Source organism: Hoeflea sp., from assembly GCF_984452065.1.
The window spans coordinates 1-17,599 of the sequence record NZ_CFHWAF010000025.1 but is presented as its reverse complement, the minus strand read 5'-3'; the positions used below and the strand labels follow the sequence as shown (position 1 = coordinate 17,599).

At 62.1% G+C, this 17,599-nt stretch carries 18 protein-coding genes; 6 read left to right on the top strand and 12 right to left on the bottom strand.

All coding sequences use genetic code 11. The features are described from left to right. Together AC5E6N_RS07050 and soxR are read right to left on the bottom strand one after the other, a co-directional pair. Positions 1-618, bottom strand: a 618-nt coding sequence (locus AC5E6N_RS07050; protein WP_491747155.1) for a helicase HerA domain-containing protein, incomplete at its 3' end; no start/stop codon positions are given. Positions 619-751: 133 nt separating this feature from the next. Further along, positions 752-1,216 (bottom strand): redox-sensitive transcriptional activator SoxR, encoded by a 465-nt coding sequence (gene soxR / locus AC5E6N_RS07045; protein WP_491747154.1) that lies wholly within the window; start codon positions 1,214-1,216, stop codon positions 752-754. Between the two features lie 108 nt (positions 1,217-1,324). Here soxR and AC5E6N_RS07040 point away from each other — a divergent pair, with 108 nt between their 5' ends. Then, positions 1,325-1,723: a VOC family protein gene (locus AC5E6N_RS07040; RefSeq protein ID WP_491747153.1), complete on the top strand. Its 399-nt coding sequence runs from the start codon at positions 1,325-1,327 to the stop codon at positions 1,721-1,723. A gap of 179 nt (positions 1,724-1,902) precedes the next feature. On the opposite strand, the gene ugpC is transcribed toward AC5E6N_RS07040, so the two are convergent. Genes ugpC through AC5E6N_RS07020 form a run of 4 tightly spaced genes read right to left on the bottom strand, consistent with a single transcriptional unit; the run spans position 1,903 to position 6,115 of the window. Continuing rightward, positions 1,903-2,964: a sn-glycerol-3-phosphate ABC transporter ATP-binding protein UgpC gene (gene ugpC / locus AC5E6N_RS07035; RefSeq protein ID WP_491747152.1), complete on the bottom strand. Its 1,062-nt coding sequence runs from the start codon at positions 2,962-2,964 to the stop codon at positions 1,903-1,905. A gap of 9 nt (positions 2,965-2,973) precedes the next feature. Next, complete coding sequence (ugpE, locus tag AC5E6N_RS07030) at positions 2,974-3,885, bottom strand: sn-glycerol-3-phosphate ABC transporter permease UgpE (RefSeq protein ID WP_491747151.1); 912 nt, start codon at positions 3,883-3,885, stop codon at positions 2,974-2,976. A 9-nt stretch (positions 3,886-3,894) separates the two neighbouring features. Further along, positions 3,895-4,776 carry an ABC transporter permease subunit gene (locus AC5E6N_RS07025; protein ID WP_491747150.1) on the bottom strand — a complete coding sequence of 294 codons (882 nt, stop codon included), beginning with the start codon at positions 4,774-4,776 and terminating at the stop codon, positions 3,895-3,897. Between the two features lie 55 nt (positions 4,777-4,831). Next, positions 4,832-6,115 carry an extracellular solute-binding protein gene (locus AC5E6N_RS07020; protein ID WP_491747173.1) on the bottom strand — a complete coding sequence of 428 codons (1,284 nt, stop codon included), beginning with the start codon at positions 6,113-6,115 and terminating at the stop codon, positions 4,832-4,834. 272 nt (positions 6,116-6,387) lie between these two features. On the opposite strand from AC5E6N_RS07020, the gene AC5E6N_RS07015 reads away from it, so the two are divergent. Both AC5E6N_RS07015 and AC5E6N_RS07010 read left to right on the top strand, forming a co-directional pair. Continuing rightward, positions 6,388-7,203: an ABC transporter permease subunit gene (locus AC5E6N_RS07015; RefSeq protein WP_491747149.1), complete on the top strand. Its 816-nt coding sequence runs from the start codon at positions 6,388-6,390 to the stop codon at positions 7,201-7,203. A 105-nt stretch (positions 7,204-7,308) separates the two neighbouring features. Then, a complete protein-coding gene (locus AC5E6N_RS07010; RefSeq protein WP_491747148.1) occupies positions 7,309-8,097 on the top strand; it encodes a hypothetical protein in 789 nt (262 codons plus the stop codon). 12 nt (positions 8,098-8,109) lie between these two features. On the opposite strand, the gene AC5E6N_RS07005 is transcribed toward AC5E6N_RS07010, so the two are convergent. Genes AC5E6N_RS07005 through AC5E6N_RS06985 form a run of 5 tightly spaced genes read right to left on the bottom strand, consistent with a single transcriptional unit; the run spans position 8,110 to position 15,135 of the window. Further along, a complete protein-coding gene (locus tag AC5E6N_RS07005) occupies positions 8,110-8,904 on the bottom strand; it encodes a TIGR03084 family metal-binding protein (RefSeq protein ID WP_491747147.1) in 795 nt (264 codons plus the stop codon). A gap of 26 nt (positions 8,905-8,930) precedes the next feature. Next, positions 8,931-10,910 carry an acetyl/propionyl/methylcrotonyl-CoA carboxylase subunit alpha gene (locus AC5E6N_RS07000; RefSeq protein WP_491747146.1) on the bottom strand — a complete coding sequence of 660 codons (1,980 nt, stop codon included), beginning with the start codon at positions 10,908-10,910 and terminating at the stop codon, positions 8,931-8,933. Positions 10,911-10,915: 5 nt separating this feature from the next. Next, positions 10,916-11,722, bottom strand: a complete 807-nt coding sequence (locus AC5E6N_RS06995; protein ID WP_491747145.1) for an enoyl-CoA hydratase/isomerase family protein — start codon at positions 11,720-11,722, stop codon at positions 10,916-10,918. Positions 11,723-11,731: 9 nt separating this feature from the next. Next, a complete protein-coding gene (locus AC5E6N_RS06990; RefSeq protein WP_491747144.1) occupies positions 11,732-13,351 on the bottom strand; it encodes an acyl-CoA carboxylase subunit beta in 1,620 nt (539 codons plus the stop codon). Then, positions 13,351-15,135: an acyclic terpene utilization AtuA family protein gene (locus AC5E6N_RS06985; protein ID WP_491747143.1), complete on the bottom strand. Its 1,785-nt coding sequence runs from the start codon at positions 15,133-15,135 to the stop codon at positions 13,351-13,353. The genes AC5E6N_RS06990 and AC5E6N_RS06985 overlap by 1 nt, the downstream gene beginning before the upstream one ends. A 113-nt stretch (positions 15,136-15,248) precedes the next feature. Here AC5E6N_RS06985 and AC5E6N_RS06980 point away from each other — a divergent pair, with 113 nt between their 5' ends. Together AC5E6N_RS06980 and AC5E6N_RS06975 are read left to right on the top strand one after the other, a co-directional pair. Next, the gene (locus AC5E6N_RS06980; protein WP_491747142.1) at positions 15,249-15,890 is read left to right on the top strand and encodes a TetR/AcrR family transcriptional regulator; all 642 of its coding nucleotides are present in this window, start codon (positions 15,249-15,251) and stop codon (positions 15,888-15,890) included. Between the two features lie 60 nt (positions 15,891-15,950). Next, a complete protein-coding gene (locus tag AC5E6N_RS06975) occupies positions 15,951-16,781 on the top strand; it encodes a protein-L-isoaspartate O-methyltransferase family protein (RefSeq protein ID WP_491747141.1) in 831 nt (276 codons plus the stop codon). Positions 16,782-16,830: 49 nt separating this feature from the next. On the opposite strand, the gene AC5E6N_RS06970 is transcribed toward AC5E6N_RS06975, so the two are convergent. Beyond that, positions 16,831-17,262 (bottom strand): hypothetical protein, encoded by a 432-nt coding sequence (locus AC5E6N_RS06970; RefSeq protein WP_491747140.1) that lies wholly within the window; start codon positions 17,260-17,262, stop codon positions 16,831-16,833. Positions 17,263-17,378: 116 nt separating this feature from the next. Here AC5E6N_RS06970 and AC5E6N_RS06965 point away from each other — a divergent pair. After that, a partial coding sequence (locus tag AC5E6N_RS06965; RefSeq protein WP_491747139.1) for a hypothetical protein occupies positions 17,379-17,599 on the top strand: 221 nt, incomplete at its 3' end.

Below are 17,599 nucleotides of genomic sequence, written 5' to 3'. Positions count from 1 at the left end.
GTCGAGGAAGGTCCGTCCCATCAGGAAGTTCGATGCTTCCGCGGCGACATTCTTGGCGAGCTTGGCAAGGCGCTGGGTGGCGATGATGCCGGCAAGGCCGCGCTTGCGGCCGCGGCACATCAGATTGGTCATCGCGCCGAGCGAGGCCCGGCGCGCATCCTCGGTGAATTCGCCGGCGGTGGTCGGCGCGAAGAGTTGTGCCTCGTCCACGACCACAAGGGCCGGATACCAGATCTCGCGCGCCACCTCGAACAGGCCGTTGATGAAGGCGCCCGCCGCTTTCATTTGCCGGTCCGCGTCAAGACCCTCGAGATTGAAAACCACGGAGACGCGATGCTGGCGCACCCGGGCGGCGATCATCTGCAGGTCACGCTCCGATCCGTCGGCATCGACCACCACATGGCCGTATGCGTCCGCCAGCGAGACAAAATCACCCTCCGGATCGATGATGACCTGCTGGACCCATTGTGCGCTTTGCTCAAGAATGCGCCGCAGCAAATGCGATTTGCCGGAGCCGGAATTGCCCTGGACGAGCAGCCTGGTGGCCAGAAGTTCCTCCAGGTCCATTTCCGCCGGCAGGCCGGCTTTCTGTGTGCCGAGTTCGATCTGGACGGTCATGCGGCCGCGGACAGGCTTTCGTTTCCGATTGGAGATGAATGAACGCCGGGCACCCGGCCCAGCCACTTAGCAGGACGAAACGATTCGGCGCAACCGGCCAAGGCCGGTTGCCGCAGATTGTACCCAACCCGGATCACCTGGTATTTTTCGGTGGATCGTCGCCCATCAGATAGCGCGGTCCGCTGCCGTGCGCGCGGGCAACGTCCTGTGGATTGTAAAGCGTACATTTGCGAAGCGACAGGCAGCCGCAGCCGATACAGCCGTCGAGATTGTCGCGCAGCCGCGTCAGCCGCTCTATCCGCGTATCGAGCTCGTGGCGAAAACTGCGGCTGATGCGCGTCCAGTCGGCTTTGGTGGGCGTGCGTTCCAGCGGCAGCGACTGAAGCTGCTCGCGGATCTTCTCCAGCGTGAAGCCGAACTGCTGTGCAATCAGGATGAAGGACAGGCGCCTTATGTCGGAACGCAGGAAACGCCTTTGCCCGCCGGCATTGCGCTCCGCCGTCAAAAGGCCCTCGGCTTCGTAGTAGCGGATCGCCGAAACGGCCAGCCCGGTCCGGCGCGCCAATTCGCCGATCGACAGCCTGTCGCTTGCTTTCATCCGGCACTCCGAAACGGGCTGGAAAAAATACCTTGACCTGAAGTTAACTTGAGGAATTAGAATGTCAACATGAACACGCGGAAATCGAATATCTGAAAGGACGGGACGATGGCGAAAGCATCTCTTGAGCACGTCAATCTGACGGTGGACAATCCGGAAAAAACGGCAAAGTGGCTGTGCGATCTCTTTGGCTGGCATATCCGCTGGCAGGGCGATTCCATCCACGGCGGCCGGACCGTTCATGTCGGCGGCGAGAACAGTTATCTGGCGCTCTATTCGCCCGGCAAGCGGCTGGCGGCCAGTTCCAGCAGTTATGTGACGACGGGTGGCCTCAACCATATCGGCGTTGTTGTCGATGATCTCGACGCGGCCGAGGAGAAGGTCAAAGCCTGCGGTTTCGAGCCGCATTCCCATGCCGATTACGAGCCCGGGCGCCGGTTCTATTTCCACGATGATCAGGGCATCGAATATGAGGTCGTCAGCTATGCCATGGCGCCCGCGCACTAGCGTGGCGGATTGTTCGATGACCCGTCGATGGATCTGACCCGCTCGGCCCTGCGCCGGTGCAACTGGCGCAACCATCGCACGATCGTCACCTGGAAAACGAACTCCCCAAGCGCTGCATACCCGGCAGCGCATTCCTCCCGGCGGTGTCCCCGTGGGCGGCCGGGCTTTTCAAAGCCCAATCAGACCCTGCGGCCGGTCGAGGCGTCGAACAGGTGAAGCGAATGGGCCGGCAGATGCGCGAAGACCATGTCGCCGTCGATCGGATGCTCATTGTCGAGATGGGCGACAAACGGCGTGCTGCCGATGGTTGAGTGCAAAAGCCGCCCGGCCCCGAGCTCTTCCAGGAAGTCCACCTTGATCGGCACGGAGTGATCGGCCTGTTGCTGGTGGATGACCACATTTTCCGGGCGGATGCCGACGCGAATGTCACCTGTGACCTCCGGCGTATGATCGACGGCCACATGGCCGAGATCGCGAATTTCCAGACCGCCATTGCCGTTATAGTGACCGTCCAGAATATTCATCGGCGGCGCGCCCATGAAGCTGGCCACAAAGATACTTGCCGGTGCGTGGTAGATCTGAGCCGGCGTGCCGATCTGCTCGATGGTTCCGGTATTGAGAACTGCGATGCGGTCGGCCATCGTCATGGCCTCGATCTGGTCGTGGGTGACATAGATCGATGTCACGCCGAGGTCCCGTTGGAGCTTGCGGATCTCGATGCGCATCTGGTTGCGCAGTTTGGCGTCGAGGTTGGACAGCGGCTCGTCGAACAGGAACAGCGCCGGATCGCGCACGATCGCCCGGCCCATGGCCACCCTCTGGCGCTGACCGCCGGAAAGCTGGCTGGGCCTGCGTTCCAGGAACTCCTCGATATGCAGCAGCCGGGCGGCCTTCTGCACCGCGCTGTCGATATCGTCCTTCGGCATGCCCCGGTTCTTCAGCCCATAGGCCATGTTCTTGTAGACCGACATATGCGGGTACAGCGCATAGTTCTGGAACACCATGGCGATATCGCGCTCGGCCGGGTCGAGCGTGTTGACGACACGCTCGCCGATCGAGATCGTGCCTTCGGTGATGTCCTCAAGGCCGGCGATCATCCGCAGAAGTGTCGACTTCCCGCAGCCCGAGGGGCCGACGAGCACGATGAACTCGCCATCGTCGATATTGATGCTGGAGGGCGCGAGCGCCTCCGTTCCGTTGGGATAGACCTTGCGGACCTTGTCGATAACGACCTTTGCCATTGCATTCACCTACTTGTCGGATTCAACCAGGCCCTTGACGAACCACCGTTGAAAGAAGATCACGATGGCGACCGGCGGCAGCATGGCGATGATCGCCAGCGCCATGGCCTCGCCATATTCGGGGATCTGCGAGCCGATAAAGACCTGCATGATCTGCGAGATTCCGCGCACCATGGTGAAGAACCTTTCATCGGTGGTCATGATGGTCGGCCACAGATACTGGTTCCATCCGAAGACGAACATGATGATGAAGATCGCCGCGATCATCGTCTTGGAAAGCGGAACGAGGATGTCGATGAAGAATTTCACCGGACCGGCCCCGTCGATGCGGGCCGCTTCGATCAGCTCGTTCGGCACCGATTTGTAGAATTGACGGAAGAAGAACGTTCCCGTCGCCGAGGCGATCAGCGGCACGATCAGACCCGTATAGGTGTTCAGCAGACCGAGGCCCTGGACAATTTCGTAGGACGGCAGGATGCGCACTTCCAGAGGCAGCAGAAGCGTGGTGAAGATCAGCCAGAAGGCGAAGGTCGCGAAACGGAAGCGGAAATAGACGATCGCATAGGCCGCGAGCATCGAAATGACGATCTTGCCGACCGCGAAGCCGATGCCGAGGATGAACGAGTTCATCAGCATGCGCATGCCGTCCACCGATTTGGTGAAGCCGCCGGGCACCAGCATCGCATTGTAGTAGTTCTTGCCCAGATCGTCGCCGAGCGTCATCTGCAGTCCGCCGCTGTGTACCGTGGCGCTGTCATGGCTCGACGTCAGAAAGGCCATGAGCACCGGAACGAGCATGAACAGCGAGCCGAGGATCAGGATGGCATGATCGGTGACGGTCGACCATCTCAGCCGCCTTTTGTGCACGACCGGCGCGGCGGCAGTGGCGGATGTCTCGACGGAGATATCGGATGTCGTCATTGCCGGACCTCAACTGTAGTGGACGCGTCGTTCGATCAGTCGGAACTGAAAGACCGTCAGGATGAGCACCAGAATCATCAGGATCACCGACTGGGCCGAGGACCCGCCGAGGTCTCCGCCGCGGAAGCCGTCAAGGAACACCTTGTAGACGAGCGTGACGGGATTGTTGCCCGGTTCGCCCTTCAGCACCACGTCGATGACGCCGAACGTGTCGAACAGCGAATAGGTGATGTTGATGATCAGCAGGAAAAAACCTGTCGGGGCGAGAAGCGGGAATGTAATGGTCCAGAAACGCCGCGTCGACGAGGCGCAATCGATCGACGCCGCCTCCTGAACGGATTTCGGAATCCCCTGCAGGCCCGACAGGAAAAAGATGAAATTGACCGGTATCTGCTTCCAGATCGATATGGTGATCATGGCAAAGGCCGTGTCGAAGCGGTTGACCCCGAGCTTGAAGTCCCAGCCCAATGAACGGAAGAACTCCGCGATCGGCCCGACGAGATTGTCGAACAGCATGATGCCGATCAGGCCGGCGACCGGCGGTGCTATGGCGTAGACCCACATAAGCAACGTCTTGTAGGTCGAGGCGCCCTTGATGACGCGGTCGGCCGTAACGGCCAGCAACAGAGCGATGGCCAGGGAGAAGAAGGTAACGAGGACCGAGAAGATGATGGTGAAACGGGCCGAGCTGACATAGTCGGAACGCGAGACCATGTCGCTGAAATTGTCGAAGCCGACAAAGGTCGAGGAAAAGCCGAACGGGTCTTCCAGATAAAAGGACGACCGGATGGCTTCCGCCGCCGGCCAGTAGAAAAAGATCACCACGATCGACAACTGCGGCAGCAGCAGGAGATAGGGATAGAGCGGCGATCGGAATTGCGACTTGTTCATTCTGCGGCCCGCCTCTTGAAAATGCGGGGCGCATCGCGCCCCGCATCGTCACACATCAGTTGCCCATGGATTTGGCGAAACGCTCGAGCAGCTTGTTCGACTCGATTTCGATGGTTTCGAAAGCTTCGTCGACACTCTTCTCGCCGGAGAAGATCTTGCCGTATTCGCGGTTCATCACGTCACGGATCTGAACGTAGAAGCCGAGGCGATAGCCCTTCGTCCAGTCACCGCCCGGCAGCGAAAGCTGCTGGATGCCGACTTCGGCCTGCGGCGTTTCCTCGTAGTAACCGTCCTTCTTGGCAAGCTCATAGGCCGCCGTGGTGATCGGCACATAACCGGTGTCCTTGTGCCAGAAATACTGGACTTCAGGCGAGGTCAGGAAGCGGAAGAATTCGGCGACCGCCTTGTTCTCCTCGTCCGAATGGCCGGACATGGCAAACAGCGCGGCACCACCGATAAAGGTCTGCGTCGGCTCCTTGGTCAGTGACTCCCAGTAGGGCAGGAAGGTGGCGTTAAACGGGAACTTGGCGGCCTTCTTGACGCCGCCGAACGAACCGGAGGAACCGAGCCAGATGGCAACCTGGCCTTCGTTGAACGGCTTCTGGTTATCCGTCCAGCCCGTGCCGTACCAGCCGAAGAGATCGTTATCCAGCCATTCTTTCACGGCCGTGAAGTGACCTTTGATCGGATCCTGGTTCAGCAGCATCACCGGAGTGCCGGCTTCATAGCCGTTGTCCATGGTGGCGAATTCGAGATTGTGGCGGGAGTAGAAATTCTCGGTGAAGATCCAGGGAAGGTGAGACTGGGACATAGGCACGTAACCGGCTGCCTTCAGTTTCGGCGCCGTCACGGACTGAAACTCTTCCCAGGTCTTCGGCGGCGTGACGCCAGCCTTCTTCAGCGCATCCTCATTGTAGTACATGATCGGCGTCGAGGAGTTGAACGGCATGCCGATCATCGTGCCGTCGCTGTCGGCATAAAAATAGCGCACGCCCGAAATGTAATCGTTGATGTCGAACGGAACGCCGTTGTCCTTCATCAGGTCCTGGGCCGGGATCACGGCGCCCTTGGCGCCGATGAGCGTTGCCGCGCCCGCGTCGAACACCTGGATGACGTTGGGTTGCTCGCCGCCGCGGAACGCGGCGATTCCGGCAGTCATCGTCTCTTCATAGGTGCCCTTGAAGACCGGTGTGATCCTGTAGTCTGATTGCGATGCGTTGAACTTCTCGGCAATCTCATTTACGCTCTCGCCGAGCTGGCCGCCCATTGCATGCCACCAGGTGATTTCAGTTTGAGCCATGGCCGGAAGGGCCGTTGCGACAGACATGGCGGTTGCCATGGCGCCGACGATATAGTTGCGAATTAACATGATTCGCCTCCCCTAACTTGAGCTGAACGACCGAGAGGCGGCAATGCGCCATACCGGTCACGGACGCCGGAAACTAGGCTACGGCAAGTAACACGCACATGTCACAAAAATGAAGGTTTCATGACAGGCCTTTTGTTGAAAACGAAAGCGGTGCAGCGGGTCGGACGGAGCCCGGCGGCCAACGCTGCAAAGGCCGGCGATCCGGCGCTTCGACAGCGATGCGACAGGGGCAGCCGCAACTGATGCGCAAACTTGTGGATCACCTTGTGCTGATCGTCGGATCGCTGTTCATGCTGCTGCCGGTTGCAGCGATCTTTTTGACCTCAACCCACCAGAATTCGGTCATTTCAAGCGATGGCCTCCAATTCACCCTGGGGCCTGAGTTCTCCAATGTCTATGGTGAGGTGCTGACACGTAAATCCGGTTTCAGCCAGACGATCACCGCAGGCGGCATGGCGATCAATTCGACCGTACTGGCGCCCGGCTTCTCGCTCGGCAAGTGCGTTCTGTCGATCCTCTCCGCCTATGCGCTCGTTTATTTTCGATTGCGTTTCGCTTCTTTTCTCTTTTGGCTCATTTTCGCCAGCCTGCTATTGCCGATCGAGACCCGGATTTTGCCGAGTTTCATGGTCGTTCACACGCTCGGCCTGCTCAACAGTTACACCGGTCTCATCCTGCCCTTGCTGGCCGCTGCGATCGGCACATTCTTCTTCCGTCAGTTCTTCAAATCCGTGCCTGCCAGCCTTCACGAGGCGGCCCGCATGGACGGCGCCGGCCCCATGCGGTTTCTGGTCGATATTCTCATTCCCGTGTCCTGGCCGATGATCCTCGCCCTGTTTGCCGTCACCTTCGTGCAGGGCTGGAACCAGTATCTCTGGCCGCTGATGATCACCACGACGGGAGAGGGGTATTTCACCCTCGTGCGCGGAATAGAGCGCTTCGGAACCGCCACCAATTACGGCATGGCGCTGGCCGTGCTGGCGATGCTGCCGCCGGTCGTCGTGGTGCTGGTCTTGCAGAAATGGCTGATCAAGGGTCTCGTCGGCGAGCAGCACTGAGCGCCCCGGCAGGCCGGGGCAACACATGGTTAATCAATTGTCACTATCCTGTTTGCCGTCTCGGGTTTGATTGAGGGTAAGACAGTGTTCAGAACAATGACGTGCATGATCGCACTCGCTGCCGTGGCCGGCAGCGCCGTCGCAGCCGATATGGGGTCGCCGCCGACAACGCCGCCCGCGCTTCCCGGCGCACCGCTGCCGCAGCGCCATGTCATGGGCTATGTCGAGGGTGTCTACACCTACGGGCAGACCGACGGCGTGCTTGGCGATCGGAACATCGGCACCATCCGCGGCGCGATCAATGTGCCGACGGGAGAGGGTTTCAACCTGCAGGTCGACGGGCGCTACAGCCATGCCGCATCGGAAGGTTTCCATCACGACATTGTGGGCGGGAGCCTGCACGGCTATCTGCGCGGCCCGGTCTATGCCGTCGGCGTTTTTGTCGATGGCGATTACGTGACCGGGACCGGGAATACGTTTCACGGCTATATGGGCGGTCTGGAGGGCGCGTATTTCCTCAACAACGTAACGCTGTTGGCAGCTGCGGCCATCGGCCAGTCGGTGACGCCCACCAATGACAGCACGGACTACTTTGCAAAAGCAGGCGCTCGCCTCTATGCCAGCGACAATCTGCGTTTCGACCTTGAAGGCGGCGCCAAATGGGTTGAGCTCGGCGGTGTCCGTACCGACAAGTTCTTTGTCGAGGCGGCGGCCAACTACCGGCTGCAAAGCCTGCCGGTGACCATGTTCGCGGGTTACCGCTACGACCAGCTCCGCAAGGGCCTGAACGGTTTTACCGGTGATGCCGACAGCAATCTCTATTTCGGCGGCCTTCGCTACAGCTTCGGCTCGTCGTCGCTGAAGGAAGAGGAGCGCTCCGGTCCGCTCTGGTAAGGCGCCGGTGCGTCAGGCCTGCTTTCGAAAACGCGTTCCGGGGGCCGGCGGGGTCTCCGGCGGCCCGGCGAAACACTGCGCATGTTCCATCCACTCGCGCGCGACCGGACCCTTCACAGCAAGATCGGTGTCGGCAATGTTGCGCGTTTGCGTGACCACCTGAGCAAAGGCGACGGCGGGCCCGCTGATGCTGTTGCCGTCGCCGGCCTCGCCGTGCTCGATGACCGCTCCGGACGGCAGCGTCAGCGTCAGGTGAGGCATCGTCTCGGGCACCGGCCTGCCGTGCACCTTGAACGACCAGCCGAACGTGTTGACGCCGAGGACGACAACATTGCGGATCCTGTCCTGTTCGGCGCGCTCGATGCCCAGAATGTCGAACACCTCCTGTCCGTGGGCCCAGGTCTCCATCTGCCGTGCCGTCATGGAAGAGCGCACCGACATATCGGGTCCGACCCATTTGACCCGTTGTTTCGGGTCGAGTGACGCCCAGCGTTCGCCCATGTCGCGATAAAGCGCCCGCCAGACATTCAACAGAGCGGTCCCGCGCTCGCTGATCTCGCTGTTCTCAAGACCACGCAGGCTGGACCCGGCAAGCGCCTCCATCAACCGGCCCGTCGCCGCCTCGAAAGCGGACGGATCGGTCAATGCCTGATCGGCGCCGCGATTCCAGTAGTGCAGATGAACCAGCACGTCATTGATGGTCCATCCCTTGAATTGCGTCGGCTGTTCGAAATCCGCATCGGCAAGGTCGGACAGGATGGCTGCCAACGCCTCGCTCTCATCGAGAAAATCCTGCGCCTGCTCCATGGACATACTCCCTCGCCCGGGTTTTTCTAATCGTCTTCCGCAGCGATCTCGATCATCAGATCGCCGGAGCCGACCTGTTCGCCCGCCGTCGCCGCGACCCGCTCGACCGTGCCGCTGACCGGGGCCGTGATCGGGTGCTGCATTTTCATCGCTTCCAGGATGGCCAGCACATCGCCTTCGGATACCTTTTGCGCTTCGGAGACCAGCACATCGACGACCAGTCCGGGCATCGGTGCGGTTATCCGTCCGCCGCCGCCGGCACCCTCGTCGGTTTCGCCGGCGAGTGTCCGCTGGAATTGAAGACGCTTCGCGCCGACCGCGAGGGCGAGATGCGTCTGCCTTGCCACGGCAACGGCATCCACCGTCCGGCCGTTGATGCGCGCGCGTAGCGCCGGGCCGTCCCGCCCGGCGATCTCGACCGCGAACAGATCGTCGCCGACCGTGATCGACCATGCGTTGGCGCGGCTGAGGGCGCTGACATCGAATGTCCGCTCGCCGTCGGTCAGCTGCAGGGGTATCGGGGAAAGCGGTGCGCTCGCCCAGCCCAGTTGCGAGCGGCTGACATAGGCCGCCGTTTCGAACGCCGCTTCGCGCTCGGCGTCCAGAAACAGCGACGCCGCCAGCGCAACGTCGTGGCCGCTCGGCCTGTCCGCTGCGATCCCGTTTCCATAGGTCTCGGAGATAAAGGCGGTTGTCGCCTCACCTTTGGCAAAGCTCTCCTGCCGCAGCACATCGGCGAGGAAGGCCGTGTTGGTGGCCGGGCCGAGCAGAACCGTCTCCTCCACGGCCCGCGCCAGCCGCGTCCGCGCGATGTTCCGGTTCTCGCCCCAGGCAATGATCTTGGCCAGCATAGGGTCGTAGAAGGGGGTGATATCCTGCCCGGTCCTGATGCCCGCATCGATGCGAATGCCATCCCCCGCGGCCGGACGCCACAAATCGACAGGGCCCGTTGCCGGAAGGAAATCGCGGGCCGGATCCTCCGCATAGAGGCGAACCTCGATCGCATGGCCCTGCATCTTGAGGTCCGACTGTTCAAGCGGCAGCGGCGCGTCCTGCGCCACGGCGATCTGCATCGCCACCAGATCGAGCCCGGTGACAAGTTCGGTCACCGGATGTTCGACCTGCAGGCGGGTGTTCATCTCCAGGAAATAGAACGCGTCCGATGCATCGAGAAGAAACTCCACCGTTCCGGCGCCCCGGTAATCGACCGCCCTTGCGGCATGAACGGCCGCCGCGCCCATTTCCGCCCGCAGCGGCGGTGTCAAAACCGGGCAGGGGGATTCCTCAACCACCTTCTGATGCCGTCTTTGAACCGAGCAGTCACGTTCTCCAAGATGGATGACGTTGCCATGGGCATCGGCAAAGACCTGAACCTCCACGTGACGCGGCCGCTCGATGGCCTTTTCGAGGATCAGTTCATCGGAGCCGAAGGCGCTGGCGGCCTCGGCCCGCGCCAGTGCCAGCGCTTCGTCAAGCTGTGCTGGATCATGCACAAGCCGCATGCCGCGCCCGCCGCCGCCGGCGGCCGCCTTGACCATGACCGGATAGCCGATCGCTTCGGCCGCTTCCGTGAGCGCGGCATCGCTCTGGTCCTCGTCCTCATATCCCGGCACGCATGACACGCCGGCATCGATCATCCGCCGGCGCGCTTCCGCCTTGTTGCCCATCAGGTAGATCGCCTTTGCCGGCGGTCCGACAAAGACGAGGCCGGCATTGTCGACGGCCTCCGCAAACGCCTCGTTCTCGGACAGGAAGCCGTAGCCCGGATGGATCGCGCCCGCGCGGGTCGCCTGCGCCGCCTCGATGATCCGGTCTGAGCGCAGATAGCTCTCGCCCACAGGAGCCGGGCCGATCATCACCGCCTCGTCGGCCATCGTCGCATGCGGCGCGCCGCGGTCCGCCTCGGAATAGACGGCAACGGTCCTCAAGCCCAGGTTTCGGGCGGTGCGGATGATGCGGCAGGCGATTTCGCCGCGATTGGCGACAAGGATCGAATCGAACGCCACGGTTCTCAGCCCTCCGCCCATTTCGGTTTGCGTTTTTCCAGAAAGCTTGCCACGCCCTCGCGCGCTTCGTCCGTCATCATCCTTTCGGCAAAGCTGTTGGCCGCCGCCTGGGCCCGATCGGCGCGCGCCAGATCGGGCAGGGTCAGGATCAGGCGTTTGGTCTCGGCGACGGCGCCCGGTGCGCAGCGCATCACCTGGCTTCTGATCTCATCGATACAGGCGGTCATCGCCTCTTCACCGGACGTGACCGTGTCGACGAGGCCGGACCGCATTGCGTCCTGCGCATCAAGCGTGGAGGCAAGCAGCATCAGCTTGCGGCCTGTCCGCGAACCCAGACGCTGCAGCACGAAGGGCGCGATCTGCGCCGGCGTCAGTCCGATTGTCGTCTCGGTCAGCGAAAACCGTGCCTGATCATCCGAAATGACAACGTCGCCGACGCAGGCAAGGCCAAATCCGCCGGCCATGGCCGCACCCTCGACAGCCATGACGGTCACCTGCGGCAGCGTGTTGACGGCGTCGAGAAGCGCGGCGGCTTCAAGACTCATGCCAACGATCTCGTCGCGGTCGCCGGAACCCTGAAGTGCCGATTTGAAGCTCTTCAGGTCGCCGCCGGCGCAAAACACCCCGCCGCGGCCGCGAAACGTGACCCCGCGCACGGTGCGGTCGCCCCGGATCGCCGCACACACTGCATGGACATCCCGGATGCGCGCGATCGTCAGCGGGTTTCGTGACTGCGGTTCGTTGAACCATATGGTCAGCCATCCGTCCTCAAGGTCGAGATCGAGCGCCGTCGTTTCGGGCAGCTTGGTCATTGCCGGCTCCTACATCCGCGCCACGCCGAAGGCGTTCGGCTGCAGCGTCCTGTTGCGCGCCTCCAGGCATGTCTCGAGGCAGAATGCGAGTATCGTGCGGGTGTCACGCGGATCGATCACGCCATGATCGAGACAGCGCCCCGACGTATAGAACGCATCCGACTGGCGGTCGAAATGCGCAGCGATCGTCTTGTGCTGGCCTGAAAGCGCATCCTCGTCCACCTCCTCGCCCTTTCTCTTGGCCGACATGCGCGCCACCATCGTCATCGTGCCGGCTGCCTGCTCGCCGCCCATCACACCGGTGGTCGCGTTGGGCCATGCAAAGAGGAAATCCGGTTTGAAGGCGACGCCGCTCATGCCGTAATTGCCGGCGCCGAAACTGGCGCCGATATAAAGGGTGATGCGCGGCACGCGCGTGTTGGACACCGCCTGGATCATCTTTGATCCGTGCTTGATCATGCCCGCCTGCTCATATTCGGTGCCGACCATGTATCCGGTCGTATTGTTGAGGAAAATGATCGGCGTATCGGCCTGGTCGCAAAGCTGTATGAACTGCGCTGCCTTGGTCGCGCCGTCCGGGTCGATCGGACCGTTATTGCCGATAATGCCGCAGGCGATGCCGTGGATGGAGGCCTGCAGGCACACGGTGGAGACGCCGTATCGCGTCTTAAAATCCTCGAACCGCGAGCCGTCGACAATTCGCGCCACGACCTCCCTTACGTCATAGGGTATCCGGTAATCGGCCGGAACGATGCCGGCGAGTTCATCGGCATCGTAATGGGGCTCTTCGAACCGGCGCTCATCCATTGGCGAAAGCCGCTTGTTCCAGTCCAGGTGCCGCACCACATTGCGGGCGATCGCGATGCCGTGTGCGTCGTCGTCGGCGAGATATTCGACCAGTCCGGATATGCCGGCATGCATTTCGGAACCGCCGAGTTCCCGGTCGTCCGCCTTTTCACCCGTTGCCGCGTGCACGAGCGCCGCGCCGGCAAGGGCCGCCATGCCGTTGTTCTTCACTCCGATCACATAGTCGGAGAGCCCCGGCATATAGGCGCCGCCGGCGGTCGACGGACCATGCAGAACGGTTACGGTCGGAATGCCGTCGGCGCTCAGCAGCGCCAGATTGCGGAACAGCGCGCCGCCCTGCGCCCAGCCCTCGACCTTGTAGTCCATCAGATTGGCGCCGGCGCTTTCGACCAGATGAAGCAGGGGCAGCTTGTGCCGCCGGGCCAGCGCCTGGATGGACAGGACCGCCGGCAGACTCATCTTGCCCATCGCGCCGGCCTTGATGCCGCTGTCGTCGACCCAAACCATGCAGCGCACGCCCGCGACGAACCCGACGCCGGCAATCAGTGAAGAACCCGGAACGCTCTTTTCCGGATCCGGACTGTCGACCAGATAGCCCGCAAGCGAATGAAGCTGAAGGAACGGCATGCCCGGATCGAGCAGACGTGCAAGCCGTTCGCGCGGTGTGATCTGGCCGCGCTCCTCAAAGCGCGTGCGCCGCTGCTCCGACAGTGCGACGGCCCGCGCCTCCAACTCGCGGAGCTGTTCGACCAGCGCCGCCATATCGGCGCGGTTTTTGTTGAAGGTGTCCGATCCTGTGTCGATACGGCTGACAAACGCCATCAGTGTTCCTCTTCGGCAACGCGATCGGCCAGGGCCACGGGAATATCCACCGGCAGGGCCAGCAGGGTCTGGGCAAAGGCCTTTGCCTGCGCGTCACTGCGCAGGCTCGCAACGCCGCCGCCGCCCAGCGCATTGTGCATGAGGATATTCATCGCATGAATTCCCGGCAGAAAGAACCGTTCGACGCCGCCTTCAATGTTCGGCGCGAACGCAGCCATGATTGTGTCCTCATCGAGCGCGCGCCAGATCCACGGCAGATAGCCGGGATGGCGGGCGATGACGCCGATATTCGCATCGTCGCCCTTGTCGCCGGAGCGCGCGAAAGCGAGCTGTTCCAGGCTGCGCGTCACTAGGTCCGCCGCATCGCCGGGCTGGGGAACCTCAGGTCGCGCCGGCGGCCGGTCCTCATGCAGGTCGGGCATCGGCACATCGCCGCTGACATCCTGCCCGTCCAGCTGAATTTTGACCGGGACGTCGCCTGCCTCGATCAGGAACGAGAACAGCCGCACCACCGGCGAGGGGCGCGGACGGCCGGCGCCGGTAAAGAAGTGCAGTCCGGGTGGTGTCGCCAGCGCCGTACCGGTCATCTCCTTGAGGAACAAGCCGACGGCGCGTGCGTCCGCATGCCGCACGGCAGCCTTTAACGTTATCTCCTCGTTTTCGCTGTTTTCCGGAGCGCCGCCGAAAAGTTCGACCGAAGTTTCGGCAAAATCCGGCGCGCCCAGCGCCTTCAGTTTCCCGCGCGCCCGTTCCAGTACCGCATCGGCGAAGACGAGGGCCTTTTCCCGTGCCTTGCGGCCATTGAACTGAAGGATCTGACCCGCCCGGTAGCCGTCCATATGGGTTGCCGATACCTTCAGCAAGCCCGTCGGGGGGCGGCCGCGTGCGCCGGCCACACGGACCCTGCCGGGTGCGCTTTGCGTCAGCGTCACCTGCGAGACGTCGCAGATCACATCCGGCAGGATATAGGCTTGCGGATCGCCGATCTCGTAAAGCATCTGCTCGCCGACAGAGCCGGGTGATACAACACCCGAAGTTCCCGGCGGCTTGACGATGTCGAACGTGCCGTCTGCGTTCATTTCGGCGATCGGGTAGCCGATATCGGCCGGGTTTCCGGATGTCTCCCAGTCGGTGAAATTGCCGCCGGTCGCCTGCGGTCCGCACTCGAGCAAATGGCCGGCGAGCGATCCGGCAGCCAGGAGATCGTAGTCGCCCCCGGACCAGCCGAAATGATGCATGCAGGCGGCAAGCGCCAAAGCGCTGTCGGCGCATCGGCCCGTTATGACGATATCGGCGCCAGCCTCAAGGGCGGCGACAACGGGAAGCGCGCCGAGATAGGCATTGATCGAGGCGACCGAATCCGCCGCCGGAAACGGCGCATGGGTAAACATTTCCCTGCGCTCAGTGAATGTTCCGGCCTCTGCCAGCAGATCATCGCCCTCGACAACCGCTATCTTGAGATCGACACCGGCCTCGTCCATCGCCGTGCGCAACCGGGCGGCGCAGGCTGCCGGATTGACTCCGCCGGCATTGGAAAGCACTTTGATGTTGCGCTCGGCGATTGCCTTGATGTTGGGCGCCATCGCGTCGCTGACAAAGTCGGTCGCGTAGCCGAGCGAGGGCTCCTTCAGGCGCGCCCGCGCCAGGATCGACATGGTGATTTCGGCAAGATAATCGTAGACGAGGTACTCAAGCTCCGGATGGGTCATGAACTGTCCGGTCGCATGCGGTGCCTCTCCCCAGAAACCGCTTGCTCCGCCGATGATCAGCGGCTCTTTCGCCATGGATCCTCCACATCGGCCATCATAACAGACCGAACATTCTGTTTCTAAAATCTTGCTCCATCGCCTGTCAAGACGATATAAGAGCGCGCAAAAGCCTGAAAGGGAAGCGGCGCATGTCCGAAACCGCGGCTGAAGTGAAGCCGGAGAGGATCAGCAAGAAACAGATGAAGGCCGAAGCGATGAAACGGCGCATCTGTTCGGCTGTCGTCGCATGTCTGGACGAATGCGGATATGCCGAGACCTCGATCAACCGGATACAGGAGCGGGCCGGTGTTTCGCGCGGCGCGCTGACCCACCATTTCCCGACAAAACAGGCGCTTGTGGCGGAAACCTGCATGCGGATGCTGCACGCGGCGATGCGGCCGATATATGCGCTGAAGGACGAAGGCGAAGCCCGCCCCCTTCCGGCCGACGAATTGCTGATCGGGTCTTGGAACAACATCGTCAATACGCCGGAGGGCAGGGCCTTCGTTGAAATCCTCGTTGCCTGCCGCACCGATCGCGCATTGCACGATGTGCTTTGCGAGGATCTTCTGGCCTGGGACGCGGAAAGCGCCGCGGCGGTCAGTGCACTTTATAGCGGGTCCGGCCCGGACGAGGATGATGCCGCGCTGCTGTGGAGCATGTGCCGCACCTTTTTCCGCGGGCTTTTGATGCATGAGCGTTTTGTGTACGATCCGGCCTATCTCGGTCGCATGACGGATCGTTTTGCCGGCATCATGAACGCCCATCTTCTGGTCCGCGACCACGCATAAAGCCATCGCGCCGGCCTTGCGGTCGGCAGGCTCGTTATCCAGCCGATAAGGGATCGGATCATGCCAGACGACGGCCTGGAACAGGCACGCAAATCCTTCGCCCGCCAGATGGCGGCAGCGGGAGGGGCGGAGGATCCGCGTTTCGAAGACGCTGTTCGCACGGTTCCGCGGGAGGCCTTTCTGGGCCCGCCGCCCTGGCGCGTCGTATCGGTCCGGCAGCAGCGCCACATGCTGGTCGATGATCCCCGCAGTCTTTGTCAAAATGTGCTCATTTCGCTGGACGCCCCGCTCGGCATCAACAATGGCGAGCCCTTTTTGCATGCCCGCTGGATTGTGCTTGCCGGTCCGCGGCCCGGCGATTTTGTCACGCATATCGGCGCCGGCACGGGCTATTATTCGGCAATCCTCTCGCGGCTTGTCGGCCCGGGCGGCCATGTGGACGCCGTGGAAATCGAGCCGCATCTTGCGGCGGCGGCGGCGGAAAATCTCTCCGCTTACGGGAACGTTTCCGTGCGGGCGGTCAATGCCGCGTCGTCACCGCTGTCGCCTTCGGATGTGATCTATGTGAATGCCGGCGTGGTCGAACCGCCCCTTGCCTGGCTCGATGCGCTCAAGGACGGCGGACGCATGATTTTGCCCTGGTGTCCCTGGCAGGGCATCGGCGTGGCGCTGCTGATCCGCGCCCGCGCCGGCCGCCTGCACGTCGAGCCCTTTATGCCCGTCGGCTTCATTCCCTGCCGCGATGCAAGCGGTGTTGCCGATGGCGTCCGGCTTCCGGGCCGCGACGACATCTGGTCGGCGCGCTCGCTTCGCCGCACCGGTGAGCAGAAGCCCGATTCAACGGCGATCGCCGTTTTCGAGAATGTCTGGTTTTCCAGCGAGCCCCTGTAAGCAAAAGGCCCCGCGCGCTGCGAGGCCTCTTGTCGGACTGTACCGGATCTCAGTTCTGCAGGATTTCGTTGCCGCCGAGGCCGATCTTGCAGCTTGCCTTGAGCGGAACCCAGTTGCTGAGCTGACTGAAATTCGGCGCGGATGCCCGGTACTGCGTATCGATCGGCTGATGGATCGACAGCGTGCGCGAATAGGTGCCCATGAAGGCGCCGTTGCCGGTGGCCTTGGTTTCCACCATGTAGGGACCGGCGACGCCGCCGCCGTCGCGCGCGATATAGATCGGCACGGAACCGGCCTTGTTGGTGAACACCCAGGCGGTGAGCTTCGCGTCGGCCGGGCAGGTATTTGTGGCCGGAGATTTGATGCCCATCTGCAGCTTCGTGACTTTCAGCGTCAGTTGGCCGCCCTGCTGGATATCGAGCGCCTGGGCGCTGCCGGCGATGGTTGCCAATGCGGCTGCTGCGATCAATGCGGTTTTCATAACGTGCCCCCGTCGGGTTGAAGTGTTGATGACGAGATTACCATGGCAAACCCGCGCTGAACCAATTTTGAACCCGCCGTTAACCCGGCATTCATCTGTGCGACGCGCCTTGCCGAATGAACCGATTTTCCACCATCAAATGTTCCAATTTGGTTCAGACTTGCTCTACGTCGGCCTATAACGGCATCGTCGCCCGATCCGCCGCCGGTGCCCTCGGCGCTGCCGTGCGGACGTGTCTTATCGCGGTCAAAGGGCGTTGTTATGCGTCCCGAAAAATCATCTCAACCGGCTGGAAAACGCATGGATACGCACATCAAATTGAAAAAAGAGGCGCTGG